General features: G+C 46.3%; 15 protein-coding genes. 7 read left to right on the plus strand and 8 right to left on the minus strand.

Annotated elements, in window-relative coordinates; genetic code table 11:
* The first annotated feature begins 507 nt into the window (after positions 1 to 507).
* Positions 508 to 3,318: a TonB-dependent receptor gene (locus CIK98_RS01910; protein WP_094382591.1), complete on the plus strand. Its 2,811-nt coding sequence runs from the start codon at positions 508 to 510 to the stop codon at positions 3,316 to 3,318.
* A 55-nt stretch (positions 3,319 to 3,373) separates the two neighbouring features.
* Here CIK98_RS01910 and CIK98_RS01915 read toward each other — a convergent pair whose 3' ends face one another.
* From CIK98_RS01915 to dapF, 7 genes are all read right to left on the minus strand, one after another.
* Complete coding sequence (locus CIK98_RS01915) at positions 3,374 to 4,279, minus strand: nucleoside recognition domain-containing protein (RefSeq protein WP_094382592.1); 906 nt, start codon at positions 4,277 to 4,279, stop codon at positions 3,374 to 3,376.
* Complete coding sequence (locus tag CIK98_RS01920) at positions 4,276 to 5,031, minus strand: DNA alkylation repair protein (protein WP_094382593.1); 756 nt, start codon at positions 5,029 to 5,031, stop codon at positions 4,276 to 4,278. The genes CIK98_RS01915 and CIK98_RS01920 overlap by 4 nt, the downstream gene beginning before the upstream one ends.
* 57 nt (positions 5,032 to 5,088) lie before the next feature.
* Complete coding sequence (locus tag CIK98_RS01925) at positions 5,089 to 6,306, minus strand: S9 family peptidase (protein ID WP_094382594.1); 1,218 nt, start codon at positions 6,304 to 6,306, stop codon at positions 5,089 to 5,091.
* Positions 6,307 to 6,598: 292 nt separating this feature from the next.
* Positions 6,599 to 8,788: a glutamine synthetase III gene (locus tag CIK98_RS01930; RefSeq protein WP_094382595.1), complete on the minus strand. Its 2,190-nt coding sequence runs from the start codon at positions 8,786 to 8,788 to the stop codon at positions 6,599 to 6,601.
* A 37-nt stretch (positions 8,789 to 8,825) separates the two neighbouring features.
* Positions 8,826 to 9,536: a hypothetical protein gene (locus CIK98_RS01935; RefSeq protein WP_094382596.1), complete on the minus strand. Its 711-nt coding sequence runs from the start codon at positions 9,534 to 9,536 to the stop codon at positions 8,826 to 8,828.
* Between the two features lie 39 nt (positions 9,537 to 9,575).
* A complete protein-coding gene (locus CIK98_RS01940) occupies positions 9,576 to 10,805 on the minus strand; it encodes an LL-diaminopimelate aminotransferase (RefSeq protein WP_094382597.1) in 1,230 nt (409 codons plus the stop codon).
* A gap of 50 nt (positions 10,806 to 10,855) precedes the next feature.
* A complete protein-coding gene (dapF, locus tag CIK98_RS01945) occupies positions 10,856 to 11,716 on the minus strand; it encodes a diaminopimelate epimerase (RefSeq protein ID WP_094382598.1) in 861 nt (286 codons plus the stop codon).
* A gap of 317 nt (positions 11,717 to 12,033) precedes the next feature.
* Here dapF and CIK98_RS01950 point away from each other — a divergent pair, with 317 nt between their 5' ends.
* The 4 genes from CIK98_RS01950 (at position 12,034) to CIK98_RS01965 (ending at position 17,084) form a co-directional block, all read left to right on the plus strand.
* Positions 12,034 to 12,390, plus strand: a complete 357-nt coding sequence (locus CIK98_RS01950) for a P-II family nitrogen regulator (RefSeq protein ID WP_094382599.1) — start codon at positions 12,034 to 12,036, stop codon at positions 12,388 to 12,390.
* 172 nt (positions 12,391 to 12,562) lie between these two features.
* Positions 12,563 to 13,846 (plus strand): ammonium transporter, encoded by a 1,284-nt coding sequence (locus CIK98_RS01955; RefSeq protein WP_094382600.1) that lies wholly within the window; start codon positions 12,563 to 12,565, stop codon positions 13,844 to 13,846.
* 105 nt (positions 13,847 to 13,951) lie between these two features.
* Positions 13,952 to 15,625, plus strand: coding sequence for an asparagine synthase B (asnB, locus tag CIK98_RS01960; protein ID WP_094382601.1), 1,674 nt, complete (start codon positions 13,952 to 13,954; stop codon positions 15,623 to 15,625).
* 76 nt (positions 15,626 to 15,701) lie between these two features.
* Positions 15,702 to 17,084, plus strand: a complete 1,383-nt coding sequence (locus CIK98_RS01965) for an ammonium transporter (protein ID WP_094382602.1) — start codon at positions 15,702 to 15,704, stop codon at positions 17,082 to 17,084.
* Positions 17,085 to 17,608: 524 nt separating this feature from the next.
* Here the strand turns inward: CIK98_RS01965 and CIK98_RS01970 are convergent.
* Complete coding sequence (locus tag CIK98_RS01970) at positions 17,609 to 18,856, minus strand: SGNH/GDSL hydrolase family protein (protein WP_094382603.1); 1,248 nt, start codon at positions 18,854 to 18,856, stop codon at positions 17,609 to 17,611.
* A 202-nt stretch (positions 18,857 to 19,058) separates the two neighbouring features.
* Between CIK98_RS01970 and CIK98_RS01975 the strand changes: the two genes are divergently transcribed.
* Positions 19,059 to 21,512, plus strand: a complete 2,454-nt coding sequence (locus tag CIK98_RS01975) for a glycosyl hydrolase 115 family protein (protein ID WP_094382604.1) — start codon at positions 19,059 to 19,061, stop codon at positions 21,510 to 21,512.
* Between the two features lie 327 nt (positions 21,513 to 21,839).
* Entirely contained in the window at positions 21,840 to 26,309 is a 4,470-nt protein-coding gene (gltB, locus tag CIK98_RS01980; RefSeq protein WP_253249609.1) for a glutamate synthase large subunit, read from the plus strand.
* Positions 26,310 to 26,386 lie beyond the last annotated feature (77 nt).

The raw sequence follows: 26,386 nt of genomic DNA on the forward strand, positions 1-26,386 counted from the left end.
AGTGCTGTCCTTAACTTCTTTATGCAGAACAGGTGGATTATTTGCTCTTCCCTGTTATCTTAAGTCCATCCTTTTTTATCTTTCCCGCACCGGCAACCGATAATACTGTTTTCTGGCATGCGGCATCAACATTGGCAATGTTGAGTCAAACTTCACATCTTCAGATTTTATGTCAGTGTTAGCGATAAATTCGCCACTACCCACGCAGCTCGCCTTGACCAACTCAGGTGATATCTTCAGGAATATAACATTTATCTGGTAGCAAAGATACGTATTATTTACGAATTAATCAATGTAGTTTATAACAAAATTATTAAATTAGTATAAATTGAAGATTATATTAATTCTAATGAAATAGCGTCCTTGTAATAAAAATGTCCGTTTTTATCAGTGTGAAAACATATTTGTAACATAAACTTATTAATGCCTTAAAACCCGTGTAATGCCATTGCAATGTAATAGCAGTACCTTTGCACCCGGAAAATAACACAAATTTTTAAAAGAAAAATGAAAACGGTAAAAAGAGTATTCGCCACAACAATAGTGGCAATTGCTACTGCCTCTGCCGCATGGGCAATGGAGGCAACTGAAGAGACCAGTTTTGGTATTGTAAGCGGACAGGTGACTGATGCAGAAAACCACTCCCTGCCTGGTGCTACTGTCCAGATTGAAAGCTTGCATACAGGCGTTACAGCAGACATTAACGGATTTTACAAGTTGCCAAATCTCAAGCCTGGCACTTACACTCTGAAAGTTTCATACGTGGGATACAATCCTATATATAAAAAGGTGACAATCACAAACAACAAAAAGTTGATTGTTGAGGATATCGTGATGAATGAAGGCGTGGAAATAGCCGAGGTGAATGTGAAGGGTGCATTCTCAGGACAGAGACGCGCACTGCAGATGCAGAAGGGTTCTATGGGTGTGACCAACGTGGTGAGTGCCGACCAGGTGGGCAAGTTCCCCGACTCAAACATTGGTGACGCGCTGAAGCGTATCAATGGTATCAATGTGCAGTATGACCAGGGTGAGGCCCGCTTCGGACAGGTGCGCGGAACAAGTGCCGACCTTACCTCTGTTACAGTAAACGGCAATCGTTTGCCTTCTGCAGAGGGTGATACACGTAATGTGCAGCTCGACCTTATTCCTGCAGATATGGTGCAGACTATTGAGGTATCAAAGGTTGTGACATCAGATATGGATGGTGATGCCATTGGCGGTGCAATCAACCTCGTTACAAAGAACACTCCGTTCCGACGTGTACTCAATTTTACAGGTTCAACGGGATATACATGGATTTCTGGTAAACCGCAGTGGAACATTGGTGGAACATGGGGAGACCGCTTCTTCGACAACAAGCTTGGTATCATGGCAAGTGCCTCATATCAGTATGCTCCCGGCGGTTCTGACAATACTGAGTTCGAATATGTAGAGAAGAAGGGCGAAGTGCAGCTCAAAGAAGCTCAGGTGCGTCAGTATTATGTAACCCGTGAGCGCCAGAGCTATTCACTCGCACTCGACTACCAGTTCAACCCATTGCACAAAATATCTTTCAAGGGTATATACAACCGTCGTAACGACTGGGAGAACCGCTATCGTATCAGCTATAAGAAACTCAACTCTGATGCAGGCGACCAGAGCGTGGTTATTCAGACAAAGGCCGGTTCTGACGACAATAAGAGTGCACGTCTTGAGAGACAGCAGACAATGGACTTCACTCTCGACGGTGAGCACAACTTCGGTAATCTCAAGGTGGACTGGGCTTCGAGCTACTCTCGTGCTACAGAGGACCGTCCCAATGAGCGCTATATCGGATTGAAACTCAAGGGCAGTGATGAACTCAACTTCGGCGATTCATTCAAGGATGTCGGTTTGAAGCAGCCTTATTCAACTCTTTCTATCCCTGCATTCAATGCTGCAAAATGGAAGATTGACGAGTTCACCAATTCAGATCAGGCTATCAAGGAGAATGAGTTCAAGGAGCGTATCAACTTCACTCTCCCCATCTCTAAGGGTCTTTATGGCAACACACTTAAGTTTGGTTACAAATACACTGTCAAGAAGAAGGAGCGCAACACTGAATACTACGACTATTCAGACGCTGCCGACAAATACATCCCCAATTGGCAGGATAATTTCGTGAGCGAAGTGCGCGACGGATTTATGCCAGGTAGCCAGTATCCTATCGGAACACAGTTTGTAAGCAAGGATTATATGGGCAAAATCGTATTCGACAAGGCTGATGGTGCTGAACTTTACGAAGAAGAGGCAGGAAACTACAAGGCCACTGAGCAGATACATGCAGGCTATATCCGCTTTGACCAGAAACTGGGCAAGCGCCTTGATGCCACACTCGGATTGAGAATAGAGAATACCCGTCTCAAGACAAGCGGTGTGAACTATATTATGGATGAGGAGGAGAACGAGTCACTCAAACCAACTGGCGAATATAAGAACGACTACACAAACCTCCTGCCAAGCCTCTTGCTGAAATACAAGACAAGCGAGGACGGAAGCATTAGAGCTTCTATCACAAAGACTCTCTCACGTCCCAAGTACTCAGCTCTCGTGGCTAACAAGAGTTTCAACCTCGCCGACCAGGAGGCAACTATCGGTGACCCGAACATCAAGCCCACCACATCTTGGAACCTCGACCTCTCTATCGACCACTACTTCAAGAGCATCGGTATGGTAAGCCTCGGTCTCTTCTATAAGGATGTAAAGAACGTGAATATCGAGACTCTCGGATATTACACAGGTGCAGAACTAGGACTGACCGGTAATGATGACACCTTCGAGGTGACACAGAACATGAATGCCTACGATGCTCGTGTATATGGTGTTGAGGCAGCTTACCAGCGTGACTTCGGTTTCATCACTCCTGCTCTCCGTTGCCTCGGTTTCTACGGCAACTACACCTACACTCACTCTACCACTCGCAACTACAACTCGCGTCTTGGTATTGAGGATGGTGACGATGTGAAGATGGCAGGATCTCCTGAGCATACAGCCAACGCATCTCTCTACTTTGAGAAGAACGGTATCAACATCCGTCTGTCTTACAACTTCGCTTCATCATTCATCGACCAGATGAATACAGGAAGCCGTGAGCTCGACCGCTACTACGACAAGGTGAACTACCTTGACCTCAACGCTTCATACACATGGGGCAAGAATACCAAGTTCACAATCTTTGCCGAGGCAAACAACCTGCTCAACCAGCCCTTGCGCTACTATCAAGGCAACAAGGACCGCACCATGCAGGTTGAATACTACGGTGTGAAGGTGAATGCCGGATTCAAGATCAATCTCTAAGTTATAAGTACATAACATTAGAAACTATACATCTGCGATATAGCGTAAATGAGCGCTATATCGCAGTTTTTGCAATTCTCCTTCCCCACACCAAAAGGAGAGCGAAACAGAGGCGTGTGGTAATAAGAAGTAGGGCGGAGATGCCGGTGGCAGCAAATACGATAGTGTCTTCGAGCATGGAGTGGTTCATGATGAGATGATAGTTGACATCGTTTGCCTCTTCACGTGTCACAAGGCCTTTCTCCTCCAGTTCGACCATCACAGCCGAGCCGTAGCTTATGCCCAATACGTTGCCTACGAGCCACATATATGAGGCATGTCGCGGCAAACCAAAGAGTTTCATCAGCGGTGATAGAAGCCTGGATAATGGGTCGAGCAGACGATAGGCCTCAAGCATCCGTTGTACGACCATCAGCGTGTAGATGATAAGAACCACCATGAGCGACATCTTTATCTGGGATACTCCCCATATTGTCATCACTTCCGCGAAACTGCTGTCATCCTCGGCACCAAGATAGATATACTTTCCCTGCATATCTGGCAAGATGATATTGAGACAGAAGGCACAGATGAGAGCCATGACGATACGTATGGCGCCCATCTTCCAAAACGAAGACCCCGTCTTCTTGTTCACGGCACATTCCATAGGCAAGGCATGACACAGGGCAATCATGAGAGCAAGTATAGAGGCCTGTTTCATTGTCAGTGGTATAGACATCATAGCGGCAATACCGGCGTATGTGCCAGCCGTGGCTCCCGAAATAAAAACCACAGCCGATTCACCCGGCAGACCGAAGTGAACGAACAGCGGGTTAATCCATGTCGCTATCCATGCAAGTATTCCGAAATGTTGCATCAGTGTGACTGCTAATGATATGGGAATCATCAGTTTGAGCAGCCATTTGGTGCTTTTCCATGAGGCAGGCAGAGCCAGACTGAAACATTCAATAATCCTATTCATTGCATATAATAAAGTCTTTTGTCCTTGTCCATTTTCTCTATGGCATATCTGAGTGTGGTGCGGTGCATCTCGTGAGCATGCTTATCAAGGTAGGCTTCAAGAGTTGGCATGTCTCGCTTGCCCACCTCGCGCAGCATCCATCCCACAGCCTTGTGGATGAGGTCGTGGGGATGGGAGAGGAGAAGGGTTGCAAGCCTTAGGGTGTCGTCGTATTGGTCGGCACGGATGAGCATCCAGCATGTCACCATGGCGATGCGCTGTTCCCATAGGTTGGTGCTTGCCGCAAGGCGATAGAGCACTTGTCGGTCGGGCATGTTGCCGTTGGTTTGTGGATAAAGCAGCCATTTGCCGAGAATCTTCGGGCACGACATATCCACAAGATCCCAGTTGTTGGCTCTTCGGGCATGACGCAGATAGAATCGAGCTATCTCCTCGCGTCGTTCGGCATTTGCCGTAGGCACTTGTCGCGCCTTTGGCAGGGCAGCCTTCATCTCCTCCACAAGAAGCAGAAAACCGCATAGTCTAACCTCGTGCCATTCGGATTTCAGCAGAATGTCAATCTCGGAGAGCGGAACCCTCAATTTCGCTTCCTTTACAACGATACGTGTGTCGGGCACCTTAATACCGATAAACCTGTCGCCTTCGCCGTATTCACCCTTTCCGGTCTTAAAGAAGCGCATGAGGTTTTCCCTCTGCCATTCATCGCCCATGGAGAGGAGTGTGGATATAATGTCATTAGCCGTTACAATCATAAATAATATATTACTGTTGAAAGTCAAATTGCAAAAGTAAGGAAAAATCTTACTGTGTTACCTAAGGTATTTATCGAAGAAGTCGAGGACATACAGTTGCGACTTTTTACCGCAATTGTGAGGCATCTCCCACAACTCAGTGACGAGACGGTCTCTGCAGCCCTGACTATCCCATGTGTCGTGCATTATCTGGAAAGCCTTCTTCACTCCTGCCACGGGGAAAAGCTTGTCTTGTGAGCCGTTGATGAAGAGCATGGGCTTTGGACAAGCTATACTTGCCACGTGAGGATAATCAAGCCAGCGGCGCAAGCCAGGAAAACAATTTGCGAACCCGCCGTTCTCTGTCCGGGCATATTTGAACGACATCTGCTCGTCAGTGGTCACCATCCAACATACAGCCGCCCCAGCCTTTATGCGATCACTGAGTGCGGAGAGCATCCATGCGCGATAGGCACCCATCGACCAACCTGTGCACCCAATCCTTCGACTGTCGACCTCAGGTATCGATGCAAGGTAGTCGGTTGCGGTAATGTCGTCGTATGTCATCCACGCACAGAGGTCGATGCCATACATCATCATGTTGCCGGCAATCATGTCGTATTTATCACGTCGTGGTCCTTCCTTTTGTCCACGTTCTCCCCACATGGGAGCATCTGTTGATAGCACTATATATCCGTGACGGGCGAGAAAGTCGCCGAAGAACTGTCCTTCGTATCCTCCTGCTGACCAGTTCACCGCATCTTTTATAACGACAGAGTCCTCACAGGCCAATGGGCGAATAGTTTTTTCTTTGCCAATGAAGAGATGTGCGCCATGGTCGTGAAGTAGATTGATGGCAGGAAAAGGTCCTTTGCCATCGGGAATGAGTATGTATGCCGGCACGGTGTAGTACCTTGACAGCTGGATTTCTATCTTTTTTGCCTTATATCCTTCACGTTGTTCCTCAAATAGTACTTTTGCCTTATAGCCGTCAACAGGTGGTGGAGGCGGCATGAGCATACAGTCAAACACCTTCTTGCGTGCCAAACGTTTCCATTTCTTGAAATTCTTCACTTTACTGTTTCCCCAAGCCATAGGATAGGTGAGGTCGGCTATGAGTGAGTCTGCATATACAGGCAAATTGCGCATGAACTCATATTTCTCTCGTTTCTGTACTGTTGCTTTTGTAGGGTTAGGTTGTTCTGCCAGCAGGGAGTTTATGTAGGTTAAGGGCTGCGCATATGCAAAACCTATTGTGAGCAAGTATCCCAAGAGTGTAGCAAATATTTTTTTCATATTCGATTTTGTTAGTTGTTGTCGTCAATTTTGGCTGCAAATATACAAACAAAAAATCACACATCCAAGTCTTTCAGCCAAAATATTGTTGCAGTGGCTTCTACAGATTGTACTGTAGTCATTTTCACAATCTAATCCATGTGTATAAATAAACGGAGGACAGCTTCACAGCCATCCCCCGTCGCAAACTTCAAACAACCAAAAAAAGAAATAGATTGTCTGCGTGTGTGTTATGTCTTGTCAACTTGTTAACTTGCAGATTCGTCAGCTCGTTAACTTGTCAACAATAATATTATCTTATGAATAAGAGTTCACGATACTTTGGAAGTGTCCAAAGGTCATCCTCAACGATGAGCTCGAGCTTGTCTATCTGATAGCGTATATCCTCCATCTTTGGAGCTACGGTGTCGTGATATGCAATAGCCTTATCGTGCTCACTCTCGATCTTGTTAGCAACTTTACGTGCATTTACCAGCTCCTCAACACCCCGTTCGATGGTCTGTGTGCGGTCTGCTATCTCCTCGATGAGTTTTATGTTTCGCTCAGAGAGTTTTTCTGCTTTTTCAGCCGAGAAGATGTTACGCATATTCAGTACGTTCTTCACAAGCATCGACTGGTAGTGGGTGGCTATTGGAATGATATGGTTCATAGAGAGATCGCCCATTACACGAGCCTCAATCTGAATCTTCTTGGTATATGTCTCCCATTTCACTTCGTTTCGGGCTTCAAGTTCCTTCTTTGACATGATGCCAAGGCTTTCAAACATCTTTACGCTTGACTCGTCCAGATAACGCTCGAAGATGATTGGGCAACTCTTCTCCACGTCGAGTCCACGTTTAGTAGCTTCTTCTACCCACTCGTCGCTATAACCATTGCCGTCGAAGCGGATAGGCTTGCAAGTCTTGATGTCTTCACGCAGGATGTCTACAATGGCCTTGTGCTTGTCTTTGCCAGCTGCAATCTCAGCGTCAACACGCTTCTTGAAGTCTACAAGAGCCTCTGCTACTGCTGCATTCAGTGCTGTCATAGCCGAAGCACAGTTAGCCTCAGAACCTACGGCGCGGAACTCGAAACGGTTACCTGTAAAGGCGAAGGGAGAGGTACGGTTGCGGTCGGTATTGTCGATGAGAAGGTCTGGAATTTCTGGAATGTCCATTGTCATACCCTGCTTGCCTGCAATGGCGAAGAGGTCATCGGTGTCGCTGGTCTCAATTTTGTCGAGCAGTTCGGTGAGCTGCTTGCCCAAGAATGAAGAGATGATGGCAGGAGGTGCCTCGTTGGCACCAAGACGATGAGCGTTGGTGGCACTCATGATGGACGCCTTGAGCAAACCATTGTGCTTGTAAACTCCCATAAGGGTCTCAACGATGAAGGTTACGAAACGGAGGTTGTCCTCAGGACTCTTGCCTGGTGCGTGGAGAAGTATTCCTGTATCTGTGGAAAGACTCCAGTTGTTGTGCTTACCAGAACCATTGATGCCGGCAAAAGGCTTTTCGTGGAGCAGTGCTCGGAATCCGTGCTTGCGAGCCACCTTCTTCATCAGCAGCATGAGCAACATGTTGTGGTCAACGGCAAGGTTTGTCTCCTCGAAGATTGGTGCCACCTCAAACTGGTTAGGTGCCACCTCGTTGTGACGAGTCTTGCAAGGAATGCCAAGTTCCAAGGCATGTATTTCAAGGTCTTTCATGAATGCCTGTACACGATCAGGAATTGCACCGAAATAGTGGTCTTCCATCTGCTGGTTCTTTGCGGAGTCGTGACCCATCAGTGTGCGGCCAGTGAGCAGCAAGTCTGGACGTGTAGAATAGAGACCTTCGTCAACGAGGAAGTATTCCTGTTCCCATCCAAGGTTGCTCTGAACCTTCTTAACATCGCTGTAGAAGTATTTGCATACATCGGTAGCGGCCACGTTGACAGCGTGTAGTGTTCGGAGCAGAGGAGCCTTGTAGTCAAGGGCCTCTCCTGTGTAAGAGATGAAGATTGTTGGGATGCACAGGGTGTCGTCCATGATGAATACTGGCGATGTGGGATCCCATGCAGAGTATCCGCGAGCCTCAAATGTATTGCGTATACCGCCAGAAGGGAATGATGATGCGTCTGGCTCCTGCTGAACGAGCAGCTTGCCGGAGAATTCCTCTACCATACCACCCTTGAAATCGTGCTCAATGAAAGAGTCGTGCTTTTCAGCAGTACCCTCGGTAAGAGGCTGGAACCAGTGTGTATAGTGTGTAACACCATTCTCCACTGCCCACTGCTTCATACCGGCTGCCACAGCGTCAGCAATGCTTCTGTCAAGGCGTGAGCCATTATCTATTACGTCGATAAGCTTTTCGTATACGTTCTTAGGCAAATATTTGTACATCTTCTCACGATTGAAGACATATTTGCCAAAATACTCATAGGGGCGTTCTGATGGAGCCTCTACAGCGAGTGCCTTCTTCTTGAAAGCCTCTTCTACAACCTGAAATCTTAAGTTTGCCATTGTTTAAAAGTTTTTATTGTTGATACTATTTCTTGTCTTAAGGAATTAAAGTGAAACCACATACAAAGTATGCTTTCTGGTCGTGTGGATTGCCAGTGACCTGTGCGAACACCGGAAGTGAGAATGAGTCGGTGATCTTTACGTCCTTTGTTGCCTTCAGCGTGACATTGGTGATTGCAAACTTGTCGCAAGCTCCATATAATCCAGCGTCTTCAAAGGGTACGGCTCCTACTGCGGCATTCCAGTCGAGACCGCCAAGTTTGAATGGTGCACTGAGCTCTACGTATGAAGAGTAGGCTCTGTCGCCATTGCCCTTATAGTCAGAACCGGCGAAATTGGTGAACCATTGTATGGCGAGAGGTCCGAAGTCGTAGCCGATGTTTGCCTCGAAAATGTGTGCTGTGGAGTGTGCACCATACTTAAAGTATTTTGTGTCGCCACCATCAAACCAGTAGTCGGTCACTCCAATGTTTAGTCCGCCTGTAGAATATGCGAGTGTAAGGTCAAACTCTTTTGACCCGCCGAAATTTGATATTTCAGTACTTCCCCACGCCGTAAGTGAGAGTCCTTTGTAACCTATGCCCAATGTAGGCTGGAAACTTGCTTCACCACATTTTGTTCCACGCCAGATATACTGGTTTACCACGTCTGCGCAGATTGTTGTCTCAACTTCTTCCTGTGCTGTCATCGCTGTTGCTCCTGCCATCATCATGAAGGCAGCCAAGCTCAATCTTTTCAAGTTCTTCATAATTTTCCTTTCTTTATAATGTGTTGTGTTGTATTGTATTTATGCTAGCCACTTTTTAAGCCTTTCCATGGCCTCCAAGCAGTCCTCGCGTTCTCCGAAAGCTGTAAGCCTGACGTAGCCTTCTCCAGAAGGTCCGAATCCTACTCCTGGTGTGCATACGACGTGTGCCTCATATAGCATTTGTTCAAAGAACTTCCAGCTTCCCATTCCATCGGGAGTCTTTATCCAAAGATAAGGAGCGTTCTTTCCGCCGTAGACATCAAGCCCCAGTTCGGTAAGAGTGCGGTGCATGATCTTCGCGTTGGTCATATAGTAGTCGATGGTCGCCTTTACCTGTGCCTTCCCTTCTGGTGTGTAAATAGCTTCGGCGGCCTTCTGGCTTATGTAGCTTGTACCATTGAACTTGGTGCACTGTCGTCTGTTCCACAAGTGGTTTAACTCTATGCGCTCGCCTTTGAGATTGGCAGCAGTGAGTTCTTTCGGTACAACGGTGTATCCGCATCTTATGCCAGTGAATCCTGCTGTTTTCGAATAGCTGTGAAACTCCACTGCCACCTTTCTTGCACCCTTTATCTCATATATTGAATGTGGTATGTCCGGATCCTGGATGTATGCCTCGTAGGCTGCATCGTAGAATATGAGGGTGTCGTTTTTGATAGCGTAATTCACCCATTTTCTCAACTCCTCCTTTGTGATAACTGTACCCGTAGGGTTGTTGGGATAGCAGAGATATATAATGTCAACTCGCTTGTCGGGCAACTGTGGGGTAAAATTATTCTCCGCTGAGCATGGCATATATACGACGTTGCTCCATTTGCCGTCTTCCAACACTCCTGCCCTTCCTATCATCACATTAGAGTCTATATAAACAGGATATATCGGATCTGTGACTCCGATGCTATTGTCCCATCTTACGAGCTCCTGTATGTTTCCAGTGTCGCTTTTTGCTCCGTCGTTGATGAATATCTCGTTTGGGTCGAGATGGATTCCTCGTGGCAAGAAGTCGTTTTTCACTATTGCCTCCCTAAGGAAAGCATAGCCCTGTTCTGGACCATAACCGCGAAAAGTGTCTTTGTTCGCCATTTCGTCCACGGCTTTGTGCATAGCCTCTATTACTGCAGGACAGAGAGGTTGTGTCACATCGCCTATACCAAGGCTTATGACGTTTGCCTTAGGGTGTGAAACCTTGAAGGCATTCACTTTTTTTGCAATGTCAGCGAACAAGTAATTGTTCGGCAGCTTGAGGAAATGTTCGTTTACTAATGCCATAATATTTTAAATTTCTTTTTATGTTGATTGTTGAAGTTTTGCCTTGTTTATTATTGCGGAAGAGCCACTTCTCCCTCGAAAGCGAAAGCAGCAGGACCGCTGAGATATACGTGGTTGTCGGCTTCGTTCCATTCGATGTGGAGTGTGCCTCCATCCATTACGATTTCGCTTTTTCTTGTCGCCCTGCCGGTGATGGCGGCCGCCACAGCCGTGGCACATGCACCAGTACCACAAGCCATTGTTATTCCGCTTCCACGTTCCCAAACCCTGGTACGTATTTTACCATTGTCGAGTATCTGTGCGAATTCTATGTTGCAACGTTCAGGAAACAGCGAGTCGAACTCCAATGCTTTTCCGTATCGAGCTACGTCGATTTCATCAACGTTATCGACGAAAATGACGAAATGCGGATTGCCCATTGATACAAATGTACCCCGAAATTCGCGGTCTATTACGTCAACCAGTCCGTCTTTCATCGAACCGTCCTCACTTGCCATCTGTTTTTTGTCGTTCAATACAGGTTCGAGCATGTCGACAGTTACGCTTTCCACCTTTTCGCCTTTGTCATCGAGTGTAAGCTTCAGGATTTTGATGCCCGAGAGAGTGAGAAGTTTTATCTCAGTCTTGTCTGTGATGCCTTTCTCAAAGAGATACTTACCTATGCAACGGGAAGCATTGCCACACATCATGGCTTCAGACCCGTCTGCATTGAATATTCTCATCGAAAAATCGGCCTCTGGTATCTTAGCCTTGTCAATCAACACCAAACCGTCACTGCCAATGCCTGTGTGCGGTGCACTCCATGCAATGGATGCCTTTGTAGGGTCGGGTATGTTATATAATAATGTATTTACATATATATAATCATTACCAGCGCCATGCATCTTGGTGAACTTGATGTTTGTTGTCATATTGATATCTATTTTGATGTTTTGTTATACTTTTGTTCTAATTCCGCTGCAAAGTTACAACAAAATGTAATATTGTACAAGTGTTTTAGGGGTTATTTATCCTACAAATCTTCATTAAATATCAATTTGTAATTAAATTGTATATTTATTATTTCAAATTATAAGCAATAGGATATTTTATTTGATAAAATGCTAAGAAATATGTAATTTGAATATCGTTTTGTTGGGAAATGCTTGTGTGTACTGACAAAAAGTAGTAATTTTGCACCCGAAAGATAACAAAATGTCATTATTTAATTAAAAAGAGGAGAGATAACATGAAAAAGATTGAAGCTATCATCCGTAAGACGAAATTCGAGGATGTAAAGGAAGCATTGCTTGCCGCCGACATCGAGTGGTTCTCTTATTATGATGTAAGAGGTGAAGGCAAGATGCGCCAGGCCAGGATTTACCGTGGCGTAATGTACGACACGAGCTGTATCGAGAGAGTTTTAATTAATGTAGTGGTACGCGACAAGAATGTGGAGAAGACTTTGTCCGCCATACAGCAGGCAGCCCAAACTGGTGAAGTGGGTGACGGAAGAATATTCGTAATTCCTATTGAGGATGCCATTCGCATAAGAACAGCCGAACGAGGCGACATCGCACTTTATAATGCGGAACAGGAAAAATAAGTGAGAATAAATATTTAGCCAGCACAAGTCTCAATATATTATTGGATCGACCAACACATTATTATATATATAAGAATACACACAACACAGACACACAACACTCGTAAGTTAGACATTGTGCAAGGCAAGAGGGATAATTACAACACAAATAAACATATTAAAGGATAAAATTATGACGAACATATTTTTAGCAACAGATCCTGTGGCAGATTTGTCACTTTCTGTAGATACCGTATGGATGTTGCTTGCAGCAATGTTGGTATTCTTCATGCAGCCAGGCTTTGCTCTTTGTGAGGCTGGCTTTACACGTGGTAAGAACACGGCGAACATTCTGTTTAAGAACTTCGTTGACTTCTGTTTCGGTTCTATTCTGTTCTGGCTGATTGGTTTCGGCTTTATGTTTGGAAGCAACGGTGAGGGCTTTATTGGTATGCCTCATTTTGGCGACATCTCGTTTTATGAGAGTGACCTTCCGGTAGAGGGATTCCTGATTTTCCAGACTGTTTTCTGTGCAACCGCTGCCACTATCGTGTCGGGAGCTATGGCTGAACGCACTAAGTTTTCGATGTATTGCATTTATTCGGTTTTCATCTCATTGTTGATATATCCGATTTCTGGTCACTGGACATGGGGTGGCGGATGGTTGATGAATGGCGACGAGACCTCGTTTATGATGACTACCTTTGGTGCCACATTCCATGATTTTGCCGGTTCGGCAATTGTACACTCAGTTGGTGGTGTCTTGGCTTTCGTGGGTGCCATTGCCCTTGGCCCACGTTTGGGTAAGTATGGCAAGGATGGAAAGAGTCGCGCCATTCCCGGTCACAACCTTATGGCTGCCGCTCTTGGCGTGTTCATACTTTGGTTCGGATGGTTCGGCTTCAACCCTGGTTCTCAGCTCGCCGCTTCCGGAGAAGTCAATCGTATTGCCATCTCGCATGTGTTCTTGACCACCAACCTTGCCGCTGCTGCAGGTGCTATCGGTACAATGTTCACGTCTTGGATAAAGTATGGCAAACCATCATTCTCGCTCACCCTCAACGGTGTGCTTGCAGGTCTGGTAGCCATAACAGCAGGTTGTGACCTGGTAAGTCCTCTCGGTGCAAGCATCATCGGTCTTGTGGCTGGTATAGTATTGGTATTCTCTATTGAATTTATCGATACCAAACTGCATATTGACGACCCTGTCGGCGCAAGTTCTGTACACGGTGTCTGCGGTATTCTTGGTACACTGATGACTGGCTTGCTTGCCCTTGACGGCGGAGCTCTCTATGGCGGTGGCTGGGGCTTTTTCGGAGCACAGTGTCTTGGTGTTCTCGCCATCGACGCTTGGGCAGCCGTTGCCGGTGTGGTATTGTTCTTCAGCATCAAGAAGATTGCAGGTCTGAGAGTTGACAAGAGAATAGAGGAAGAGGGTCTCGACATCTATGAGCATGGCGAGAGCTGCTTCAACTAAGTTGAATATTGAAAGTTGAAAATTGAAAGTTGAATATTCAACCTTCAATTTTCAACTTTCAACATACAAAGCAAACGACAAATAACAAAAAAAAGAATAACAACTATGTGTGGAATTGTAGCAATTTTTAACATCCAGGAGCAAACTCCTGAACTGAGACAGAAGGCATTGCGTATGAGTCAAAAAATCCGTCACCGTGGTCCGGACTGGAGCGGAATCTACAACGGCGGGTCAGCCATACTCAGCCACGAGCGCCTCTCTATAGTCGATCCTGAATCAGGCAAGCAGCCACTATTCAGCCCCGACATGAAACAAATATTGGCTGTTAATGGTGAGATATACAATCACCAAGATATTCGCCGGCAGTATGCTGAAAAATATCAGTTTCAGACTGGTAGTGACTGTGAGGTGATTCTCGCCCTGTACCGTGAAAAAGGTATAGACTTTTTGGAAGATTTAAGTGGTATTTTCGCCTTCGCACTTTATGATGCAGAGAAAGATGAATTTCTTATTGCACGTGACCCGATAGGCGTTATACCTCTATATATAGGATACGACAACGACGGAAAGGTCTATGTCGCAAGCGAAATGAAAGCTCTCGAAGGTAACTGCGACCGATATGAGGTGTTCTTGCCGGGACACTATTATTCAAGTCGCGAAGGAAAGATGACTCGCTATTATAAACGTGACTGGATGGAGTATGATGCAGTCAAGGACAATGGTGCGAGTGTTCAGGATATACACGATGCACTTGAGGCTGCTGTGAAGCGCCAGCTGATGAGCGATGTGCCATACGGAGTGCTTTTGTCCGGTGGGCTCGACTCATCAGTAATAAGTGCTATTGCAGAGAAGTTCTCAGAGCATCGTATTGAGGACGATTCCGCTACTAAGGCTTGGTGGCCTCGACTCCACTCTTTTGCCGTAGGTCTGAAAGGTGCACCTGACCTCGCAAAGGCAAAGATGGTGGCAGACCATATTGGAACTGTTCACCATGAAATCAACTATACAATTCAGGAAGGTCTTGATGCCATTCGTGACGTAATATATTTCATTGAGACCTATGACGTGACTACCGTGCGTGCTTCTACGCCAATGTATCTCTTGGCACGCGTCATAAAGTCGATGGGTATTAAGATGGTACTCTCGGGAGAGGGTGCTGACGAGGTATTCGGAGGCTACCTCTATTTCCACAAGGCGCCAAATGCAAAGGCATTCCACGAGGAGACCGTGAGAAAACTATCAAAACTCTATCTCTACGACTGCCTTCGTGCAAACAAGAGCCTTTCAGCTTGGGGTGTTGAAGGCCGTGTGCCATTCCTCGACAAAGAGTTCCTCGACGTTGCGATGCGCACCAATCCCGAGGCAAAGATGTGTCCGGGCAAGACGATAGAGAAGAAGATCGTGCGCGAAGCTTTTGCCGACATGTTGCCAGAGGCAGTGGCTTGGCGACAGAAGGAGCAGTTCAGCGATGGCGTTGGATACTCGTGGATTGACACACTGAAGCAGATCACAGCCGACCAAGTGAGCGACGAACAGATGGCACACGCAGCTGAACGATTCCCCATCAATCCTCCACGCAACAAGGAGGAATACTACTATCGTTCCATTTTCGCCGAGCATTTCCCAAGCGACTCTGCCGCAAAGACCGTACCGAGTGTTCCTTCAGTGGCTTGTTCCACCGCGGAAGCATTGGCGTGGGACGAATCTTTCAAGAACCTCAACGACCCAAGTGGACGTGCAGTAGCAGGAGTTCACGACGATGCTTACGTGAAAGAGTAGTGAAACTCCTTTATTCCAAGAAAGTTGATTGAATTTGAAACTTAAATAATAAATTTAAAAGATTGTGCTTTTTCCTATGAAAAAACGCTGGATAATACTCATGACCGCTATGGTAATCATAGCCATCGCAGGTCTGTTCGCACCAGAACCAACGTTTGAGTGCGACTTTTCAAAGATAGATGCCGCTGATGTGGCATGGTTGATAACGGCTACCATCTTCGTGCTGATGATGACACCAGGTCTCTCCTTTTTCTATGGAGGTATGGTTGGAGCTAAGAATGTCATCTCGACAATGCTCCAAAGTTTCATTGCCATGGGTATAATCTCCGTCTTGTGGGTGGTTTTTGGTTTCTCACTCTGCTTTGGCGACGATATTGGTGGTATTATAGGCGACCCGACTACATTCCTTATGTTCAACAATGTAGGAGGTGATGTCTATACCACTCCTACAGGCAAGATTCTCGGTGGAGCGACAATTCCTTTAGCACTCTATGCCTTGTTCCAGATGAAGTTTGCCATTATCACACCATCGCTTATCACGGGTTCTTTTGCTGAGCGTGTGCGTTTCTCGGGCTATATGTTCTTTATGATTTTCTTCTTTGTGTTCATATATTGCCCTCTTGCACACATGACTTGGCATCCCGACGGATTGTTCCTACAGTGGGGTGTTGTCGATTTCGCCGGAGGTATCGTGGTTCACGCATCTTCGGGTGTGGCAGCTCTTGCAGGAGCCATTTTCCTTGGTCGCCGCAAGACTTCTACACGCAACAGTGAGCCAGCGAACATCCCGTTTGTGCTTCTCGGTGCCGCAATGCTTTGGCTTGGCTGGTTCGGTTTCAACGCAGGAAGTTCCCTGCATGCCGACGGAATAGCAGTAAAGGCATTCCTGAACACCAACACAGCATCGGCAACAGCAATGATGGCATGGATATTCTTCGACTGTCTGCGTGGTCGCAAGCCTTCTGCAATGGGAGCTGCCGTAGGTTGTGTGGTAGGTCTTGTAGCCATAACACCATCTGCTGGTTACGTGACAGTTGGCGAGAGTATCTTCATCTCCTTTGTCATCACGCTCATTTGCAACACAGCGGTATATTGGCGCAGTCACTCAAGGATAGACGATGCCCTCGACGTTTTCCCGACCCACGGAACAGGTGGTATCTTCGGTACTGTCCTCACGGGTATCTTCATTCAGGAAGGTCTTGTAGCTGGCACACCGGAGGGTTTCGTAGTATTCCTCTATCATTTGGTTGCCGTGGCAATAGTAATTGTCTATACATTTACAGTCAGCTACTTCGGCTACTGGCTCATCGACAAGTTTATACCAATGCGAGTTTCTGAGTACAGCGAGCGTGTCGGTCTCGACTATAGCCAGCACGACGAGCACTATGGTCTTGCCCACGTCGGCGAACGCGAGATTGCCGAATATGAGCAGTACATCGAAAAGAAACATGGTAAGTAAATAACTCAACTTCCTTAACTTCTTAGAGTTGAGCAATCATAACTCTTGGATCTTCACTCTTAATTGTTCTTGCTGATTATAGCCCTCACACCAGTCAACGTAGCCTTATGTTACACCGACTGTCACCTTACGAAAGTTGTCTGTCATAACTGTGGCAGCCGACTGTCATAACTGTGACAGAGTGGCTGAAGCCATTTGGCTTTGTGGCTTATGAAGTTTCTGTTCGCTCGTATATAAGCCTGCTTCGCTATAACCCTACACCCTACTTTATTGGGCAATTTCGCACTGACAATCAATGGGTTAGGGAATGTAGGGTGCATCTCAGCCCTACATCATCCCTACATTCACCCTACATCAAGCCGAAAAAGCGCCGAAAAAGCAATAATGTAGGGCGAATGTAGGGTGAATGTAGGGCTGGGAGGTACCCTACATCGTATAACTGCTTGAAAACAAGTTGGTTATTCCCCAATAATGTAGGGTGTAAGGTTATAGCGAAGCAGGCTTCTATTGGAAGCTTCACTTTTCTATTTACTACGACCTTTAACAAACTCCTTTCCTGCAAACTCTCCCATTGCCCTGTAGCCTTCCGGGTTAGGATGCAGCCAGTCTCCACAGTGATATTCTTCTTTCATTTTTGTCGGGTCGGAAGGGTTACGGATGATTCTGTCGAAATCAATCACGCCATCAAACTCACCACTCTCACGAATCCATTTGTTTATTGTCTGGCGTGCTGCTTCGCGGAAAAAGCCTCCGTCGTCATAAAAACTGCCGAGGAACGGAGTGATGGTGCAACCGTAAATCTTCATTCCACGATCATGCGCCTTGCGTATGAACTCCTTGTAACATTCGATGATTTTTGCCGCCCTTGCCTCTGCATCGCCATTGATGCCGCCAAGGTCATTAACTCCCTCAAACACTATCACCGTCTTCACGCCGGCTTGTTCAAGGCAGTCGCGGTCGTAGCGTTTTACTGCAGGGTCGCTAAGACCTCCGTAAAACACACTGTTACCGCCAATGCCGAGGTTGAGAACTGCAAGATTCTTTGTAGACTCATTAGATTGTAGAGACTCTGCGAAGAAATCAGTCCAACGGTTTTGTAGGTTTGTCGTTGTACCGCGTCCGTCGGTTATGGAGTTGCCGATACAGGCGATGGCACTGCTGTTTTCTGCCTTTACGTCTATGGTGGCAATGTTGTACCAGTGATCCTCACGCTCTATGTCTGTAAACTTTGTCTTCGGTTGAGCTTCACCTTTTATAATATAAGATGTGGTGCGCGAACCGCGGTGACTAGTTGCGTTTACGGGAGTCTCTCCATAGCTTATTGTGATGGCCAAGCGTTGGAGAGGCTTAAGGTCATATGCCAATGGGTCGCTTACGGCTGTTTCACCAGCAGCAATGGTTAGTTGCTTTTTGCCGCCAAACTTTAGATATCGTGCTGTCTTCGGCAAGATGTCGATACCTATATCTTCCACCTTTGGAGAACAACTCTCGTCGATGTCGGCAATAAATATTGACTTTATTTCCACCGGTTCTTTACTGTATTCGTTCGAAAGGTGTAGCCGTAGAGTCTTTCCTCCTATCGAAACATGTACAATCTGTCTTATAGACTTTCCTGTTAGCGTTCCGCTTTTTGGCATGTCGCCTTTTCCTGTGTACTCGGTGGCGGTTGCCCATGTTGCAATCCACTCACCATTGTCTTTCTCCGTTTTTGCTTGTAGGTTTGTAGCCGCCATTAGCAACACTAACCCCATTACCATTTGTTTTATTGACATATTCTTAAATATTTATTATTGTCTGAATTTCTAAATATTATCAATCATAGTGCAAAGATAAATATTTTTTTGTAGTAGTAATGTGTGCAAATGTATCTAAAAGATTTGAATTCGTTTCATTCATACATTTTTTATATGATTATTCATGTTTTTGTTGAATTAAAATGGTAATTTTGCATCACTAATCAAATAAATATAAAAAATGGTGACTTTAAAAAAACGCATTCTTACAGCACTTCTTGGACTTTTGGCAGTGATATTTACCAATGCCGCAGACAACTTCGTAAGCTTCTCTGGAGGCGACCTGTTACTTAATAAAGACAATACTATTGGCGTCTTCGTTGATGCCAACGATTGCCGTGGCGTAATGCGTGCGGCAAAGACATTACTGCACGACATAGAGATGTCTACAACTAATACCAAGGCCATGCTGGCGGGTGAAAACAAAGCAAATGTAGTTGTTGGAACCTTGGGACATTCCAAGGCCATCGATGATATGGTCAAGGCTGGAAAGATAGACGCAAGACTGCTTAAGGGAAAGACAGAAAAATACATCATTACTGTAGTGGACAACAAATTAGTCATTGCAGGTAGCGACCGACGTGGTGCTATTTATGGTATATATGAGTTCTCGCGCCAGTTGGGCGTGTCTCCATGGTATTGGTGGGCCGACGTGCCTACTGCAAAACACGACAAGATATTTGTTAGCAAAGGAACATATACTGACGGAGAGCCTGCTGTACGCTACCGTGGCCTGTTCTTGAACGATGAGGCCCCATGTCTCACCACTTGGGTGAAAAACACATATGGAACCAATTATGGCGATCATCGCTTCTATGAAAGAGTATTTGAACTTATACTGCGTCTAAAGGGAAATATGCTTTGGCCAGCTATGTGGTCATGGGCTTTCTATGCAGATGACCCTATGAACGGGAAAACCGCTGACGATATGGGTGTTATAATAGGTACGTCACATCACGAGCCCATGGCGCGCAATCATCAGGAATATGCACGGAAGAGAACCGAATGGGGACCATGGAATTATAATACCAACAAAGAAAACTTGCAACGCTTCTTCCGTGAAGGAATTGAACGTGCAAAAGGTACTGATGACCTTATAACAATAGGTATGCGTGGAGACGGCGACGAGGCCATGAGCGAAGATGCTGATACTCGACTGTTGGAACAGGTAGTGAAAGACCAACGCAAAATAATTGCAGATGTCACTGGAAAAAAAGCGAGTGAAACACCGCAAGTGTGGGCTCTATATAAAGAGGTGCTCGACTACTACGACAAGGGAATGCGAGTGCCAGATGATGTGATAATGCTGTTATGTGATGACAACTGGGGAAATGTGCGCCGTGTGCCAACTGAAAAGGAACTGAAGCATAAGGGCGGATGGGGACTTTATTATCATGTGGACTATGTAGGTGCTCCACGAAACACCAAGTTCCTAAATGTCACTCCAACACAAAACATGTGGGAACAGCTTACGCTTGCCTATGAACACGGCATCGACCGCCTTTGGATACTCAACGTCGGCGACCTTAAGCCAATGGAATATCCAATACAGATGTTCCTTGACATGGCTTGGAATCCGCGTGAATACACTGTAAATAACATTACCGACCATACTCTCAAGTTTTGCCGCGAGTCGTTCGGCCTTGCCAATGCCGAAGAGGCTGCCTGCATCCTCAACACATGCTGCAAGTATGCCGGACGCTGTACGGCAGAGATGCTTGATGCCAACACATACGACCTTGAAAGCGGAGAGTGGCAACAAGTCTGCAACCAGTATAATGCCTTGGAAACACGGGCCTTGGAGCAGTTTGCAACATTGCCGTCCGACGTGCGCGATGCCTATCGCCAGATTATCCTCTTCCCAATACAAGCCATGTCCAACCTTCATCGTATGTATTACGCACAGGCCATGAACCGCAAAACCCATCAAGAGAAGAGTCAGATGCAGGATTATTGGGCAGAAGAATGTGAAAAGGCTTTCCGACGCGACTCTGTCCTCTGTGCTCAATATAACTTGGAGATGTCTGGTGGAAAATGGAACGGAATGATGATACAGAAGCATATAGGATACAAGATATGGAATGACGACTTCCCAAAGGATATTTGTCCGCAATTGTATCGTACCACTGCCAACGACAGTTTTGACGTAATAAACATTCAAGCTCCAGACTACACCGCCAAGCAGGATGCCGCTGAGGCGCAGTGGACTCTCATTCCTGATATGGGCAAGGGCAAAGGAGCCATGACGCTTATGCCTTATAAAAAACCAGTGACAGGAGCATCTATCTCATATACTTTTAAAGGTAAGGCGGGAAAGGCCATTGTTCACATAGTGACAAAGTCCACCCTCGACTATCTCAATAAGGGAGGATTGACTTACGGTGTGTCGGTTGACGGTGCATCACCAATAGTCGTCAACTTCAACGACAACCTCAATGAAAAACCAGAAAATATATACGACATCTACTATCCGACAATTGCCCGTAGAGTAGTGGACAAAACCATTGTTGTTGACGTACAACCCACAGCCGATGGAAATCATACGATTACTCTCACACCCAACGATCCAGCAATAGTCTTTGAGAAAATTATTATCGACTATCGCCCCAACGGCGGCAGAGTCTCACATCTTTGATTATACAATCTTAATTACCATACTAAATTCTAAATGGAAGCCGTTGCAGGTCGACTGCAGCGGCTTTACTATATTGTGACTTCTTGAAAAGAATGTCAATAGATACAAGATTCATAAAAATTATGCCTATGTTGCATTTTGACTTAATTATCCTTGTTTATGTTGCAGATTGGAAGAATATTAGATAATTTTGTTTTAGATTGACAATAACTTAAAAAATGTTGATTGAAAGGTGTCGTATCATTGTGTCATTTTGAAAGAAAAGTAGTAATTTTGCACGCAGAATGTAAGAAAAGAACGATTTTTATAAACTTAATGCAACTAAATATGGCAAATGGATTGTATAATGCCGAATACGAACACGATGCGTGTGGAGTCGGCATGGTGGTAAATATCCACGGTAACAAAAGCCACGAGCTGGTTGACAATGCACTGAAGGTACTTGAGAATATGCGCCACCGAGGCGCGGAGGGTGCCGATGGACGTACCGGCGATGGCGCGGGTATCATGCTTCAGATACCTCATGAGTTTATTCTGCTTCAGGGTATTCCTGTGCCTGAAAAGGGAAAATATGGTACAGGTCTTGTATTTCTTCCTAAAGATGAAAAGGCACAGAGTGAGATTTTGTCTGTAATGATTGAGGAGATTGAGCGCGAAGGATTGTCGCTCATGCACTTGCGTAATGTGCCTACAAACCCAGAATGTCTTGGTGAGTCGGCTCATGCCACAGAACCTGCTATCAAACAGTTGTTTGTAACTGGAGTGACCGACGACAAGGTGCCGTTTTTTGAACGTACATTATATATAATAAGGAAGAAGATAGAGAAGCGAATAAAGCATAAGGATTTCTATATCTGCTCTCTTTCGTCGAAGAATATTGTCTATAAGGGAATGCTTACCTCACTGCAGGTAAGACAGTATTATCCCGACCTGACAAATAACTACTTCACAAGTGGTCTGGCTTTGGTACATAGCCGTTTCTCTACCAACACGTTCCCAACATGGAGTCTAGCACAGCCTTTCCGCCTTCTTGCACACAATGGTGAGATAAACACTATTCGCGGTAACCGCGGTTGGATGCAAGCACGAGAAAGCGTACTTAATTCACAGGCCTTGGGTGACATCAGGCAGATTTCGCCTATAGTACAGCCTGGAATGTCTGACTCGGCTTCACTGGATAACGTTTTCGAATTCTTCGTAATGAGCGGTCTGTCGCTGCCACACGCCATGAGCGTTATGGTGCCGGAGAGCTTTAACGACAAAAATCCAATATCGGAAGACCTAAAGGCGTTCTTCGAATATCATTCCATTCTCATGGAACCATGGGACGGACCTGCTGCTCTTCTCTTCAGCGACGGACGCTTTGCAGGAGGTATGCTCGACCGCAACGGACTGCGTCCAGCACGATACACCATAACCAAAAACGATATGATGGTGGTGGCAAGTGAAGTGGGAGTAATGGATTTCGACCCGACAGAGATAGCAGAGAAGGGACGTCTGCAGCCAGGAAAGATACTGCTCATCGACACTCAGGAAGGAAAAATATATTATGATGGAGAGATCAAGGAACAACTCGCAGCCGCTCATCCTTATCGCCAGTGGCTGTCTACCAACCGAATACAGCTCGAGAAATTGAAGAGCGGACGTAAGGTTGACAATAGCGTGAAAGACCTCTTGCGCCATGAGATAATCTTTGGATATGGAGAAGAGGATGTGGACGGTACAATTGCTCCTATGGCCACAAAGGGACAAGAGCCTACTGCCGCCATGGGTAACGATACACCGCTTGCTGTGCTCTCCGACAAACCACAGATATTCTTCAATTACTTCCGCCAGCAGTTTGCACAGGTAACCAATCCTGCCATCGACTCCATACGCGAGGAACTTGTCATGTCGCTCACAGAATACATCGGACGTGTGGGCTCAGGCATCCTCTCGCCCGACGAGTCTAACTGTAAAATGGTGCGCCTGCCGCATCCTATTCTCAACAATACTCAGCTCGACATACTCTGTAACATACGCTACAAGGGCTTCAACACGGTCAAGTTGCCCATTCTCTTCGAATGTAGCAAGGGAGAGGAAGGACTGCGCGAGGCTCTCGACCAGCTCTGCAAAGATGCAGAACATAGTGTAGACGAAGGATATAACTATATTATACTTTCCGACCGAGACGTGGACGAGACACATGCCGCCATACCATCACTACTCGCTGTATCGGCTGTACACCACTACCTTATCTCTGTAGGAAAGCGAGTGCAGACGGCGCTAATTGTTGAGAGTGGTGAGATACGCGAGACAATGCATGCAGCTCTGCTCCTTGGCTATGGAGCATCAGCTCTCTGTCCGTATATGACGTTTGCCATACTCGACGACCTTGTAAAGCATGGCAAGATACAGGAAGATTATGCTACGGCAGAGGCAAACTATATAAAGGCAGTGAAGAAAGGACTCTTCAAAATCATGGCAAAGATGGGAATCTCCACTATACGATCTTATCGTGGTGCGAAGATATTCGAGAGCATCGGTCTATCTGAGAGTCTGCTCAAAAACTATTTTGGTACTAATGTGTCTACCATCGGCGGTATCGGTCTCGCAACAATCGCAAAGGACGCAATAGCACTGCACGACGCTGCGTTTTCAAAGACGGCCAACAATGATTTCCTGCCTAATCTCGGACAGTTCCACTACCGAAAGGACGGAATAAAGCATGCCTGGAACCCTGAGACCATCGCAACCCTCCAGCTTGCCACACGCACTGGCAACTATGAGAAGTTCAAGCAATACTCGAAACTTGTTGACGAGAAAGACGCTCCAATATTCATCCGCGACTTCCTTGACTTCAAACGCAATCCTATACCTCTCGACATGGTGGAACCTGTTGAGAACATCGTGAAGCATTTCGTTGTGGGAGCCATGAGCTTCGGAGCTCTTTCTATCGAGGCACATGAAGCTATCTGTTTGGCAATGAACAAGATAGGCGGACGCTCTAACACGGGAGAAGGTGGTGAGGACAATGCTCGTTTCCATGCTACTGTAGACGGAGTGTCGCTCTCTTCAAAGACAAAACAGATAGCCTCGGGACGTTTCGGTGTCACCACGGAGTATCTTGTCAATGCTGAGGAAATTCAGATAAAGGTGGCACAGGGTGCTAAACCTGGTGAAGGCGGTCAGCTTCCAGGCTTCAAGGTGAACGAGATCATTGCAAAGACACGTCATTCCATACCAGGCATCTCGCTCATCTCGCCTCCACCACACCACGACATCTACTCAATAGAAGACCTTGCACAGCTCATCTTCGACTTGAAGAATGTAAACCCGAAGGCTGCCGTAAGCGTAAAACTCGTGGCAGAAAGCGGAGTGGGTACAATCGCGGCTGGTGTAGCTAAGGCAAAAGCCGACCTCATAGTCATATCGGGTGCGGAAGGCGGTACGGGTGCCAGCCCGGCGTCGAGCATGCGATTTGCGGGTATTTCGCCTGAAATAGGTCTGTCGGAAACACAGCAAACTCTTGTGAAAAACGGACTCCGCGGACTTGTTCGTGTGCAGGTGGACGGACAGCTGAAGACTGGTCGAGACATAGTGCTCATGGCTTTGCTCGGTGCAGAGGAGTATGGTTTCGGTACTGCCGCCCTTATCGTGCTCGGATGTGTGATGATGCGTAAATGTAACCTCAACACCTGTCCGCTTGGCGTCACTTCGCAAGATCCGGAACTGCGCAAGCATTTCATTGGCAAGTCTGACTATCTCGTCAATTACTTCACATTCCTTGCTCAGGAAGTGCGTGAATATTTGGCTGAGATGGGATTCCGTAAACTCGACGAAATAGTAGGTCATACAGAACTTATTATAAAGAAGCAGCCTATTAATGAAAAGACTGCCACTCTCGATTTCACCCGATTGCTTAACAAGGAAGAGAATGCATGCTCGCTTTACCATACCGTGAGTCAGAAACATGAACTTGATAACATCCTCGACCAGCAGCTTATACGTTCTGCACAGCGTGCCATAGCAGACAAGGAAGAGGTAAACCTCGACTATGCGATAAAGAACACCGACCGTGCTTGCGGTACGATGCTGAGCGGTATGATAGCTGAGAAATATGGAGAAGAAGGTTTGCCGGAGAATACCATCAATGTGAAATTTAAGGGATCGGCAGGACAGAGCTTCGGAGCATTCCTCGTGAAGGGCGTGAACTTCAAACTGGAAGGCGAAGCCAACGACTATTTCGGAAAGGGACTTAGCGGTGGACGCATTGCCATCCTGCCTCCTACAAGAAGCAACTTCTCTGCCGAAGATAATATCATCGCAGGAAACACAGGACTTTACGGTGCCACCAGCGGTGAACTCTATATCAATGGTAAGGTGGGTGAACGCTTCGGAGTGCGCAACTCAGGTGCCATTGCCGTGATAGAAGGTGCAGGCGACCACTGTTGCGAATACATGACTGGAGGTCGTGTAGTGGTTCTTGGCGAAACAGGACGTAATTTTGCCGCAGGTATGTCTGGCGGTGTAGCTTACGTATGGGACAAGAAACACAACTTCGACTATTTCTGCAACATGGATATGGTTGAGATTAATCTTGTGGAGGATAGCAACTATCGTAAGGAACTTCACGAGCTCATCCGTCAGCACTATCTATATACTGGCTCAAAGCTGGCACGCACTATGCTCGACGACTGGAATCGTTATGTAGAAGATTTCATACAGGTTGTGCCTATCGAGTACAAACGTGTGCTACAAGAAGAGCAGGTGAAGAAACTGCAGCAGAAGATTGCCGATATGCAGAGAGACTATTAATCGCGTGTACGCGATTAAATTAAAGAATTAAAAGATTAAAAGATTAAAGTTCGTTTGGACGCTGATGTTCGACGAAT

This window comes from Prevotella sp. P2-180, from assembly GCF_002251435.1.
GTDB lineage: Bacteria > Bacteroidota > Bacteroidia > Bacteroidales > Bacteroidaceae > Prevotella.

Coding starts and splice junctions, on each gene's coding strand:
- gltB (WP_253249609.1), top strand. CDS start 21,840: ATGGCAAATGGATTGTATAATGCCGAATACGAACACGATGCGTGTGGA.
- CIK98_RS01920 (WP_094382593.1), bottom strand. CDS start 5,031: ATGATTGTAACGGCTAATGACATTATATCCACACTCCTCTCCATGGGC.
- CIK98_RS01935 (WP_094382596.1), bottom strand. CDS start 9,536: ATGAAGAACTTGAAAAGATTGAGCTTGGCTGCCTTCATGATGATGGCA.
- CIK98_RS01975 (WP_094382604.1), top strand. CDS start 19,059: ATGGTGACTTTAAAAAAACGCATTCTTACAGCACTTCTTGGACTTTTG.
- CIK98_RS01970 (WP_094382603.1), bottom strand. CDS start 18,856: ATGTCAATAAAACAAATGGTAATGGGGTTAGTGTTGCTAATGGCGGCT.
- CIK98_RS01955 (WP_094382600.1), top strand. CDS start 12,563: ATGACGAACATATTTTTAGCAACAGATCCTGTGGCAGATTTGTCACTT.
- CIK98_RS01930 (WP_094382595.1), bottom strand. CDS start 8,788: ATGGCAAACTTAAGATTTCAGGTTGTAGAAGAGGCTTTCAAGAAGAAG.
- CIK98_RS01925 (WP_094382594.1), bottom strand. CDS start 6,306: ATGAAAAAAATATTTGCTACACTCTTGGGATACTTGCTCACAATAGGT.
- CIK98_RS01915 (WP_094382592.1), bottom strand. CDS start 4,279: ATGAATAGGATTATTGAATGTTTCAGTCTGGCTCTGCCTGCCTCATGG.
- CIK98_RS01950 (WP_094382599.1), top strand. CDS start 12,034: ATGAAAAAGATTGAAGCTATCATCCGTAAGACGAAATTCGAGGATGTA.
- asnB (WP_094382601.1), top strand. CDS start 13,952: ATGTGTGGAATTGTAGCAATTTTTAACATCCAGGAGCAAACTCCTGAA.
- CIK98_RS01940 (WP_094382597.1), bottom strand. CDS start 10,805: ATGGCATTAGTAAACGAACATTTCCTCAAGCTGCCGAACAATTACTTG.
- CIK98_RS01965 (WP_094382602.1), top strand. CDS start 15,702: ATGAAAAAACGCTGGATAATACTCATGACCGCTATGGTAATCATAGCC.
- dapF (WP_094382598.1), bottom strand. CDS start 11,716: ATGACAACAAACATCAAGTTCACCAAGATGCATGGCGCTGGTAATGAT.
- CIK98_RS01910 (WP_094382591.1), top strand. CDS start 508: ATGAAAACGGTAAAAAGAGTATTCGCCACAACAATAGTGGCAATTGCT.